This is a genomic window from Rhizobium sp. WYCCWR 11128 (assembly GCF_013416305.1).
GTDB lineage: Bacteria > Pseudomonadota > Alphaproteobacteria > Rhizobiales > Rhizobiaceae > Rhizobium > Rhizobium indicum.
In genome coordinates this window covers 558,403-569,916 of the sequence record NZ_JACCEZ010000001.1, presented here as the reverse complement: position 1 = coordinate 569,916, position 11,514 = coordinate 558,403, and the positions used below count along the sequence as shown (strand labels likewise).

Genomic DNA, 11,514 nt, shown 5'->3' with positions numbered 1-11,514 from the left:
CTTTTTTGGCGGCAATTGTCGTTTTGATCCTAATCGGTCTGCATCGAGGCGAATACCTATCTTGGCCATTTCGGGTAGTACTGTTTCTTGTGTCTGTGCTTAGCAGTATTGTTACGGGCGGCTTTGAACGCGCCAGTTCGATCTGAGCACCGGAATCCCTCCGAGCCGGGATCATCGTTGCTGCCGGCGGCGCGCGTAGGCACTAGCTCCAACTATACTTCAACCAGACCCCCGAGGAGAATGGCGCGGCAGTCCGCATTGGTTGCCAGGCCTGAGCGGATCGCGCTGGTGTTCGCAGCGATGATGCCAGGCGAAATACTTTGAGCCATAGTTCCCCTCGACCATCAGCAGAGTTGCCAAAAGCAGGCGAGTGTCCGAAGCTTGTTTTTAGCTATCAGGCGATGGATTGCGAGATATGACGACAGCCTCTTCCACGGAGCCAACCAGGCACGGCAGCGCCAGGATTTGTCGCGGCTGCTGGGACCAGATGCATGTGCCGATCCCGATCGGCGGTCCGCTTGCCCTGCCCTTCCGCGCCCTCGGCATCACCCGCAGCAAGATGAACCCCGATATCTGCACGATCTGCGAGCGCTCCTTCCAATATGTCAAGAAGCAGCGCCAGATCACTGTCGACGCCACCATCCTGTTTGCCGATATCAGGGCTTTCACGGATCTGTCGGAGCGCATCGAGGCGGTGCAACTGAGCGAGATTGTCAGCCTGTTTCAGGATCGCTGCGCGCAGGCGATTTGGGCGCATGATGGCATCGTCAACAAGCAGATGGGCGACGGCCTGATGGCGATTTTCAATTTTCCGATCGTCAGAAAGGATCACGCCGGCGCCGCGATCCTGGCCGCGCAGGAGATCCAGCGAAACTGCGCCGCCGCGCTGAGCGGTCTGGTGCTCGAGGCATTGCCCGGCCGCACCCTCGGCGTCGGCGTCGGCATCCATTCCGGTGAGGTCCAGATCGGCGAATTCTCAAGCTTCCGCAGCGATTTCACCGCCATCGGCGGCGTCGTCAACCAGGCCGCAAGGCTCGAATCCCAGGCCGCCGCCGGCGAGATCCTGATCTCGGCCGAAACGGCGGCGAAGGCTGCCGCGCTTGTTGCCGGAGCAGAAGAGCGCACGCTCACGCTCAAGGGCATCGAGCAGCCGGTGCAGGCGCGTGTGTTGATCAAACGCTGAGCGATTGCGACCACGCCACGATCTCTTCGAAGCGGATGCCGGCCGCGTGAAGACTGAATGTAGCCGGCGTCTCTCCTCCTATACTGGAGGGTTCACAACCGCGGCTTCGGCGCCGTCTTCATCATCATTGATCGTAACGCCGGCTTCCAACGCCGCCAGGATGAAAGCCTGCCGCACCGTCTCGGCCGGCATCCGTCCGGCAAGCCAGGCGCGGCAGAAATCGATCGCCCTTTGCTGGTGGACGCCGCCATTGACCGGCCAGTCCGAGACGAGCGCATAGAGCGCATCCTGCGGTGAGCGGAGAACCAGGCGTTCGCCGGTATCAAGGTCGATCGAGATCGTTTTTTTCCAGAAGGCGGAATGGTCGCTAATGGCAGTAGTACCCAGAGGTGAAGTGACTGGAAACTAACTGCGGAAGGCCGATTTCGGTTCCGATAAGAGGGTCGGACGATCGCCGCGCGGCATTGCACGAATGCCGTCGGTCTTTGGGCGAAGAAACGACGGACGCGAATGGATATTGAAATCGGGATCGCCGACCAATGCCTCATTTTTGGCCGGGCCGATCTCGATGGTTGCGGCCCCGGCTGTCAACCTGGCAGCTTGCAGCCCTTGCTCATTCCAGCGGACTGCATGGCGGAAACCTTGCCTTTGGACGCGGCAATTTCCCCTTCCTTGTCTCCCCCGGCGACGCTGCCGATGGGGACGCCGACGAGGAAGACACCGAAAGCATCGCCGTTCGCTGCACTGATCTGCTGCTTGGAAAGGTCGTCGAGCTTGGCCTTCTCTTTCTTGAGTTCCACGGCGAGCGCCGCGCAACTGAGGTTCGTATAGGCAGCCATCGGAATATCGACTTGAACGATAGCGTCAGGACGTTTGGCGCAGCCGGCCACTGCCGCGGCCGCCGCGAATGCAATGATTATCTTGTTCATGAATGGTCCCCAATTCCCGCAGCAGCTGTAACATCGGCGCGCGCAATGCGGGAGGCAGCAGAGCCTTCAACCACAGACTTTTATTTATCGACACTTTCCATTTCGGCTTGGCATTGCTGGCGATGCCCCCCATTGATATCCGGAGTTTGCATGATAGCCGGCACGCCTACCGCCCCGTTAGTTTCCGCGCTTGACCTCCGCGCACGGCCTCTACCTAAAAGCCCGACTGCTATGCAAAGGAGGCTCCGGTGTCGGTACCCATTGAGGACTACGCGCTCATCGGCGATTGCGAAACCGCCGCACTCGTCTCGAAGAACGGCTCGATCGACTGGCTCTGTTTTCCGCGCTTCGATTCCCCCGCCTGTTTTGCCGCCCTGCTCGGCGCCGAGGATAACGGCTTCTGGTCGCTGTCACCGTCAGGTGAAATTGTCCGCGTCACGCGCCGCTACCGCAACGATACGCTCATTCTCGAAACCGAGTTTCAGACCGAGACCGGCACCGCCGTTCTCATCGACTTCATGCCGCTTCGCGATGGCACGAGCGATCTGATGCGCATCGTCGAGGGCAAGAGCGGCACTGTCGCCTTCGATATGGAGCTCAACCTTCGCTTCGATTACGGCCGAACCGTTCCCTGGGTCACGCATGGCGAGGATGGCGGCATCACCGCCATTGCCGGCCCGGACAGGCTAACCCTGAATTGCGCCGTCCCGCTCGAAGGCCGCGGCCTGAGCACGGTCGGCTCCTTCCAGCTTGCCGCTGGCGAGAGCCAGATCTTCACCCTGACCTGGTCACCCTCGCATATGCCGCAGCCGGCTCAGCGGCAGGTGGAATATGCGCTGCCGGACACGGAGGAATTCTGGCAATCCTTTGCCGCGACCTGCCCGAAAGTGGGCGGGTGGACGGAACAGGTCAAACGCTCGCTCATCACGCTCAAGGCACTGACCTACATGCCGACGGGCGGCATCGTCGCCGCAGCGACAACCTCCCTGCCGGAAAAGGTTGGCGGGCCGCGCAACTGGGACTACCGCTATTGCTGGCTGCGCGACGCGACGCTGACCCTGCTCGCCCTGATGAAACTCGGCTATTACGAAGAAGCCAGTGCCTGGCGCAACTGGCTGCTGCGCGCGGTCGCCGGCGCCCCGGCGCAGATGCAGATCATGTATGGCGTCGCCGGCGAGCGCAATCTGCTGGAATGGCAGGTTCCCTGGCTGAGTGGCTACGAGGGCTCGACACCCGTACGCATCGGAAATGCCGCTGCCGAACAGGTGCAGCTCGATGTCTATGGCGAGGTGGCCGACGCCATGCTGCAGGCCCGCAAGGGCGGGCTTCCGCCGCATCACCGCGGACGCGAACTGGCGGCGGCCATTCTGCCCTTTCTCGAAAAAATCTGGATGGAGCCCGATGAAGGCATCTGGGAGGTGCGCGGCCAGCGCCAGCATTTCACCTATTCGAAGGTCATGGCCTGGGTGGCCTTCGACCGCGCCGTCCAGATTGCCGAGGCGGACGGCGAGCCCGAGGCCGCCGCACGTTGGCGCACGCTCGCAAATCACATCCATGCCGAGGTTTGCGAGAAAGCTTTCGATCCCGAACTCGGCTGTTTCGTGCAGGCCTACGGCTCCAAGGCGCTTGATGCCAGCCTGCTGCATCTCGGCATGGTCGGCTTCATCCCGCCTGATGATCCGCGCTATGTCGCGACAGTCGAGGCGATCGAGCGCAGGCTGCTGCGTGATGGCCTGCTGCTGCGCTACGAGACGCAGGAGGTGGACGACGGCCTGCCGCCAGGCGAAGGCGCGTTCCTCGCCTGCAGCTTCTGGCTCGTCGACGCCCTCGGCATGATCGGCCGCCGGGACGATGCGCTGCGCCTGTTCGAGCGGCTGCTTTCTATCTGCAACGATGTCGGGCTTCTGGCGGAAGAATATGATCCCGCCGCCCGCCGCATGCTGGGCAACTTCCCGCAGGCCTTCAGCCATGTCGGGTTGATCAACAGTGCGTTGAACCTCGCGCGGCTGAAGGGGCCGGCGGACCAGCGTTCGGCTTGATTATATGCTCGGCTTGGTTATTGGGAGACCGGCGGGAGAACACCCGCCGCTGCCCAAGGCGAGGTTAGCGCCCTTAAGCGACACCACCCCACTATTCAAAAATCCGAACGATTCATTCGTTTCCCTTTTGTACTCTTTCCCTCTTCACTTTCGCGCTGACTCTCTCCATATTCGCGCCATGGCCAGATCTCCGAAGAAATCCCCCGCCCCGAATGGCTTCGAGGAAGCCCCTCAATCGTCTTTTGAGGGAGCCCCCCTCTCAGGCTCGGTTGCCGATTGGGTGAAGCAGCTGGAGGCCGATGCCGAAACCTCGGGCGTCGAAACCCAGCGCCAGATCGCCTCCAAGGCCGGCAAACATCGCAAGAAGGTGGAAATCGCCGCCAGGACGAAAACCAGCGACGGCGGCGTCAGCGCGTCGAAATCGGCGCGCGGCACCTCCATGGGCGGCTCTACCGACCCGAAGACGCGTGCGGCCGCCGGCCTCAATCCCGTCTCCGGCATGGATACGACGCTGGAGGAGGCCTCGTCGCTGCAGGCCGGCACCGCCGTCACCGCCACGGTCGAGGCGCTGTCGGCGCTGATCGAGAGCGGCAATCCGCTTCACAAGAACGGCAAGATCTGGACGCCGCACCGCCCTGCCCGGCCCGACAAGTCAGAAGGCGGCATCGCCATCCGCATGCAGTCGGATTACGAGCCGGCCGGCGACCAGCCCACAGCCATCCGCGACCTCGTCGAGGGGCTGGAAAATGGCGACCGCAGCCAGGTGCTGCTCGGCGTCACCGGCTCCGGCAAGACCTTCACCATGGCCAAGGTGATCGAGGCGACGCAGCGCCCGGCCGTCATTCTGGCGCCGAACAAGACGCTGGCAGCCCAGCTCTATTCCGAGTTCAAGAATTTCTTCCCCGACAATGCGGTGGAATATTTCGTTTCCTACTATGATTACTACCAGCCGGAAGCCTATGTGCCGCGCTCCGACACCTATATCGAGAAGGAAAGCTCGATCAACGAGCAGATCGACCGCATGCGCCACTCGGCGACGCGCTCTCTGCTCGAACGCGACGACTGCATCATCGTCGCCTCGGTCTCCTGCATCTATGGTATCGGCTCGGTCGAGACCTATACGGCGATGACCTTCCAGATGTCGGTCGGCGACCGGCTCGACCAGCGCCAGCTGCTGGCCGACCTCGTCGCCCAGCAATACAAGCGCCGCGATATGGATTTCACCCGCGGCTCCTTCCGGGTGCGCGGCGACACGATCGAACTCTTCCCCGCCCACTTGGAAGATGCCGCCTGGCGCATCTCGATGTTCGGCGATGAGATCGACGCCATCACCGAGTTCGATCCGCTCACCGGCCAGAAGGTCGGTGACCTGAAATCGGTGAAGATCTACGCCAATTCGCACTATGTCACCCCGCGCCCGACGCTGAATGGCGCCATCAAGTCGATCAAGGAGGAGCTCAGGCTTCGCCTCGCCGAGCTTGAGAAGGCCGGCCGCCTGCTGGAGGCCCAGCGCCTGGAGCAGCGCACCCGCTATGATATCGAAATGCTCGAAGCGACCGGCTCCTGCCAGGGCATCGAGAACTATTCGCGTTACCTCACCGGCCGCGACCCCGGCGACCCACCGCCGACGCTGTTCGAATATATCCCCGACAACGCCCTCGTCTTCATCGACGAAAGCCATGTCACCGTGCCGCAGATCGGCGGCATGTACCGGGGCGACTTCAGGCGCAAGGCGACGCTGGCCGAATACGGCTTCCGCCTGCCCTCCTGCATGGACAACCGGCCGCTGCGCTTCGAGGAATGGGACGCCATGCGCCCCGACACCATTGCCGTTTCGGCCACGCCCGGCGGCTGGGAGATGGAGCAATCAGGCGGCGTCTTCGCCGAACAGGTGATCCGCCCGACCGGCCTGATCGACCCGCCGGTCGAGGTCCGCTCGGCCCGCAGCCAGGTGGACGACGTGCTCGGCGAGATCCGCGAAACCGCCACCAAGGGCTATCGCACCCTCTGCACCGTGCTGACCAAGCGCATGGCCGAGGACCTGACCGAATATCTGCATGAGCAGGGCGTGCGCGTGCGCTACATGCACTCCGACATCGACACGCTGGAGCGTATCGAAATCCTCCGCGATCTCCGCCTCGGCGCCTTCGACGTGCTCGTCGGCATCAACCTTTTGCGCGAAGGCCTCGACATTCCCGAATGCGGCTTCGTCGCCATCCTCGACGCCGACAAGGAAGGCTTCCTGCGCTCCGAAACTTCGCTGATCCAAACGATCGGCCGCGCCGCCCGCAACGTCGACGGCAAGGTCATCCTCTATGCCGACCAGGTCACCGGCTCGATGAAGCGGGCGATGGAGGAAACCAGCCGCCGCCGCGAAAAGCAGATGGTCTATAACCAGGAACACGGCATCACCCCGGAATCGGTCAAGGCCAGGATCAACGACATCCTCGACTCCGTCTACGAACGCGACCACGTCCGCGCCGATATCTCGGGCGCCTCGGGCAAGGGCTTCGCCGATGGCGGCAACCTCGTCGGCAACAACCTGCAGACCCATCTCAACGCCCTCGAAAAGAGCATGCGCGACGCCGCCGCCGACCTCGACTTCGAAAAAGCCGCCCGCCTCCGCGACGAAATCAAACGCCTCAAGGCTGCCGAGCTGGCGATTATGGACGATCCCATGGCTAGAGAAGAGTCAAAGGCAATGGAAGGCGTCAGACGGAACGCCAAAGCGACCCGCGAATCCCTTCTCCCAGCCGGCGAGAAGGTGCCCGGCAGGGCGGATGAGGGGGCCACCCCCTCCTACTTCGCCAAACCCTCGATCGACGACATGGGCCCAGGCACCGACACCACCACCCCTCTCTTCCGCAAACCCGCTCTGGATGAGATGGGCCGCGACATTGCCGAGCCCACAAAGAAGACCCTCTTCCGCAAGAACGACCTCGATGAAATGACGGTCGGCCGAACCGAAAAGCCGGTCACCGGCGCACTGCCGGAAAAGCCGGATGCCGCCAAAAGCACGAAGCGGTTTTCACCGCTGCTTGAAGGGCAGCCGGAGCGCGACGACGTGCGGCCGGTCGTGCGCGGGAAGACGGGTGTGGGGAGCTATGAGGACCCGGGCGAGCAGAAGCGCAAGGGGCGGACGAAGGGGAAGACCGGGCGGCCGGGGCGGTAAAGCAAGGCGCAGAGCCTAGTCGGGCTCGCGCGCGCTGATCTCGGCGAGCGCTCCGTCGCCGAAATCAGCCAGGCGGCACAGAGGAATATTCTGCGGGAAATGTCGAAACTCCAGGAAGAGCGGGTCAACGATCACATGATCGCCTACCGGATCGACGACAACCCGCCGCTGACGCCGGCCATCGTGCTGACGGATGGATTCTGGGCGATGGTGGACAAGAATTTCCCGGATGGCACCTTGCTGATCCTGCGCCAGCCCGACGAGGTGGCCGTGATCGACCGAAAGGCGCCCTCCGCGCTGATCACGGCCCGCCAGCTGATCGACATGGCGAAACACCGCGGCGTCGATTTTCTCTCCGACAGGATTTTCGAGCGGCGCGACGGCCGGCTCGTCACTGTGACGGAATGAGCCCGTGACGTCCCCCGCCCTTTGATCCGGAAGACCTCCATGCCCGCTGAAGGAAGGGAACCGCCCATGCTGGACCTGCGCATCGACCCCTTCCCCTCCGCCGCGGAACTTAACGCGCTCTTTTCCGCCGCCTGGGGCAGCCCGCACAACCGCGACTTCACCCCCATCCTCTCCCGCAGCCTCGCTCATATCGGCGCCTATCAGGACGACCGTCTCGTCGGCTTCGTCAATGTCGCCTGGGATGGAGGCATCCATGCCTTCATCCTCGATACCTCAGTGCATCCCGACATGCGAAGGCAAGGCATCGCGACGCGGCTGGTTCGGCAAGCGACGAGCCTCGCCCGCGAGCGCGGCGCAGAGTGGCTGCATGTCGATTTCGAACCGCACCTGACCGGCTTCTACCGCGCCTGCGGTTTCAGGCCGACCAAGGCAGGGATCATCAACCTCGTGTGAGGCGTCCCGCGCGGGAAGCCGGAACCAGTCGAAGCCAACACCAACCTGCGATAGTGGCGCGAATGGTCGCGCGGCGCAGCATTATCGAAGAACCCGCTGAAAACACAATTTTCGCGAGAGCATCCCAACCGAAAATGAAAGATAATATTATTTACGAAACCAAAATATGTCTTTGAGTTCTCAAATTAAAATTCTTTTCCCAGTATTTCATTCTTAGTTTTTCATTAAAAAAGCAATGAAAAGACACAATTTTGCATTGAAAACTTGACCGGGGATTGGCATAGATCCCCGAGGGGTTGTCGTCCGCCGAGCAATAAAACAGTTCTTTCGGGGATGTCTCATATTGCCGAGTACAAAGCATCTTTTGGGGAAAGATATATATATATATGACCTTGAATATTCTGGACACGAACGGCGCCACAATTACCAAGACCGGCGCTGAGTTCGAAGCTTACGATGTTATCCGCGACTCTGCCGCCAGCCCTTCCGCACCTGTCTCCCTCACTGTTTCCGATTCGTCCGTGGCGGATCTGGCCGACGAGCTGGGCTCGGTCTCTGCAAACGTGATTGGCTCTTACTACGGCAATGCGATCACGACGGGCGCGGGCAACGACACCATCTCAGGCAGCGACGGCAATGACACGCTGAACGGCGGCGCCGGCGACGATGTGATCAGTGGTGGTAGCGGCGACGACAAATTGATCGGCGGCGCCGGTAACGATACAATTTTTGACGGTGGCATCCCCTGGCCGGGAACGGGTGACCAGCAGCAACTCACCGACATCGACGCCGGTGACGGCGACGATTCCATAGTCGTGGAGAGATACAATCCACTGATTTCAGGAACAGTCGATGGCGGTGCCGGAATCGATACGCTGCAAACCTCGTCGCTCAACGTGACGATCAAGAATATTGAAGTACTTAATACGGAAAGATCTACCGTTAGCGGTTCGAGCGCGCAGTTCGAGAGTTTTGACAAGATCATCGGGTCGACCGATCCGGTCTTCAATTTTTCCGCTATTTTGGAGTTGACGGACAGCGCCCACCTCGATCTTTCCGACGAGCTGGCGGACCGCCGAGCTCATATCTGGGGCTGGAACAATCCCTCCGGCGTTGACGTCAAGACCGGCGACGGTGACGACGTATTTGCGGGCAGCGACGTCAACGACATTTTCGACGGCAGCGGCGGCAACGACATTTTCGACGGCAGGGGCGGCAATGACAAATTGACCGGCGGCGACGGCGACGACGAGCTCGATGGTGGCGACGGCACCGACACGGCTGTTTTCGCCGGTAATTTTTCCGACTATTCCCTTGCATTGGAAAATGGCAGGCATGTCGTCACGAGCTCGCTCGAAGGTACGGATACGCTGACGGACGTCGAATTCGCGCGCTTTGCCGATGGTGTCTACGATTTCGCCACCGGAACTTTCACCGTCGACAGTACCGAGCCAGGTAACCCTTTGAATATCCTGGAGACGAGCGGCGCCACGATTACCAAGACCGGCACCGAATTCGAAGCTTACGACGTCATTCGCCACTCCGAAATCAATCCTCTCGTCGCGGCCACCCTGGTCATCTCGGACTCCGGGACGGTAGACCTTTCCGACGAACTGGGTTCGGGCTCCGCAAATGTGACGGGCTCGAGCGGCGACGATACGCTCACGACAGGCGCAGGCAACGACATCATCTCGGGCGGTTACGGCGCAGACACACTGAACGGCGGCGCCGGAAACGATCATCTCCATGGAGGATCTGGCAATGACACGCTGAATGGCAGCACCGGCAATGACCAGATCTTCGGCGACGGCGGGAATGATGTCATTAAAGGCGGCGCCGGCAACGATACGATCATCGACGGTGATGTTGGCAACTTCTCTCCGGATCTCGGGCTCGTGCCGGAAGTCTTGGACATCGACGCCGGCGACGGAAACGATGTCGTCATCGTGCAGCCATTCGCTCCACTGGTCTCCGGAACAGTCAATGGCGGTGATGGGTTCGATACGCTGCAAGCCCCCGATCTAAGAGGTCTGACGATCGAGAACTTCGAAGTCCTTGACACTGCAAGATTTCAGGTTGCCGGTTCGAGCGCGCAGTTCGAAAGCTTTGATAGCATCGTCGGCTCGATCAATCCGTTCGACGTTGTTTCTCGCCCCTCACTGGCAATAACGGACAGCGCCCACCTCGATCTTTCCGATGAGCTGGGAGGCCACGGAGCTTTTATCACCGGCTATGGCTCCAGCATTGACGTCAAAGCCGGCGACGGCGACGACGAGTTTACGGGCACCGACGGCAACGACATTTTCGAGGGCGGCGGCGGCTACGACATCATCGATGGCGGCGCCGGCACCGACACGGCGGTCTTCTCCGCGAAGTTCGCCGACTATATGCTCGGCTACCGCTACGACAACGAATCCCACGTCGTGATAAGCCTGAGCGGGCAGGACGGTGAGGATATCCTGACCGACGTCGAATTCGCCCGTTTTGCCAACGGCGTCTATGAATTCGCCACGGGAACCTTCACGAGCACCAATAACGCGCCGACCAACATCCAGCTCTCGAAAACCGCCCTCTCCGAGGACACGCCGATCTGGACCACGGTCGGCCTGCTCAGCGCCAAGGACGCCGATGGCGACGCGCTCACCTATACGCTGATCGACGGGGCGAACGATCACTTCCGGATAAAGGGCGACCGCATCGTCACCTCGAAGGCGCTGGACTACGAGACGGACAAGTCGCACACGATCAAGGTGGCTGTCTCCGATGGCACGGTCACGGTCGAAAAGGACATCACGATCAACGTCCTCGACGTCAACGAAGCCCCTGTTAACAAGGCGCCGACCAATCTCGCCTTCTCGCGCAGCTCGGTCTCCGAGAATATCGCGATCGGCACCTCGGTCGGCCTTCTCTCGGCGCGCGATCCGGAAGGCGGCACGGTAAAATGGCGGCTGACGGATGATGCTGACGGCATCTTCAAGCTCGTCGGCAATAAGATCCAGACCAAGGCGGCGATCGACTACGAAAGCACCCACAGCCTGACCTTCACCGCCGAAGCCTACGACGCGGCAGGAAACGTCACCAGCCACGATTTCACGCTTGCAGTAAAGGACGTCTTCGAGCTGTCGGTTTCGAGCCTGCTGCACGACGCGCTCATCTAGCAACGACCTTGTCGCGGGACGCAGAAATGCGTCCCGCGACAAGCGCAGAATGCGCCCGCGTGCCCGCTTAAACGAGCACCCGGCGCTGCCACTGCCCCGAGTTCCAACCTGCGGTCGCCGCTTTCCAAAGAAGGTGGCTGCCGCCTCCGACACGAACCTTCTCCACCCGGAA

The 11,514-nt window shown here is 61.4% G+C and carries 8 protein-coding genes; 6 read left to right on the top strand and 2 right to left on the bottom strand.

Translation table 11 applies throughout. The features are described from left to right. The first annotated feature begins 415 nt into the window (after positions 1 to 415). On the top strand, positions 416 to 1,183 hold the full coding sequence (locus tag HX898_RS02860) for an adenylate/guanylate cyclase domain-containing protein (protein ID WP_180193943.1): 768 nt from the start codon (positions 416 to 418) through the stop codon (positions 1,181 to 1,183). 78 nt (positions 1,184 to 1,261) lie between these two features. Here the strand turns inward: HX898_RS02860 and HX898_RS02855 are convergent, their stop codons facing one another. Together HX898_RS02855 and HX898_RS02850 are read right to left on the bottom strand one after the other, a co-directional pair. After that, a complete protein-coding gene (locus tag HX898_RS02855) occupies positions 1,262 to 1,492 on the bottom strand; it encodes a DUF982 domain-containing protein (protein ID WP_246697166.1) in 231 nt (76 codons plus the stop codon). 278 nt (positions 1,493 to 1,770) lie between these two features. Beyond that, positions 1,771 to 2,112: a hypothetical protein gene (locus HX898_RS02850; protein ID WP_130677824.1), complete on the bottom strand. Its 342-nt coding sequence runs from the start codon at positions 2,110 to 2,112 to the stop codon at positions 1,771 to 1,773. 248 nt (positions 2,113 to 2,360) lie between these two features. On the opposite strand from HX898_RS02850, the gene HX898_RS02845 reads away from it, so the two are divergent. From HX898_RS02845 to HX898_RS02825, 5 genes are all read left to right on the top strand, one after another. Next, positions 2,361 to 4,151, top strand: a complete 1,791-nt coding sequence (locus HX898_RS02845) for a glycoside hydrolase family 15 protein (protein WP_180193942.1) — start codon at positions 2,361 to 2,363, stop codon at positions 4,149 to 4,151. A 178-nt stretch (positions 4,152 to 4,329) separates the two neighbouring features. Then, positions 4,330 to 7,323 carry an excinuclease ABC subunit UvrB gene (gene uvrB / locus HX898_RS02840; protein ID WP_180193941.1) on the top strand — a complete coding sequence of 998 codons (2,994 nt, stop codon included), beginning with the start codon at positions 4,330 to 4,332 and terminating at the stop codon, positions 7,321 to 7,323. 99 nt (positions 7,324 to 7,422) lie between these two features. Beyond that, positions 7,423 to 7,731, top strand: coding sequence for a hypothetical protein (locus tag HX898_RS02835; RefSeq protein WP_246697879.1), 309 nt, complete (start codon positions 7,423 to 7,425; stop codon positions 7,729 to 7,731). 66 nt (positions 7,732 to 7,797) lie between these two features. Further along, on the top strand, positions 7,798 to 8,184 hold the full coding sequence (locus tag HX898_RS02830; RefSeq protein ID WP_180193940.1) for a GNAT family N-acetyltransferase: 387 nt from the start codon (positions 7,798 to 7,800) through the stop codon (positions 8,182 to 8,184). Positions 8,185 to 8,570: 386 nt separating this feature from the next. Next, on the top strand, positions 8,571 to 11,342 hold the full coding sequence (locus HX898_RS02825) for a metal-binding protein (RefSeq protein ID WP_180193939.1): 2,772 nt from the start codon (positions 8,571 to 8,573) through the stop codon (positions 11,340 to 11,342). The last annotated feature ends 172 nt before the right edge of the window (positions 11,343 to 11,514 follow it).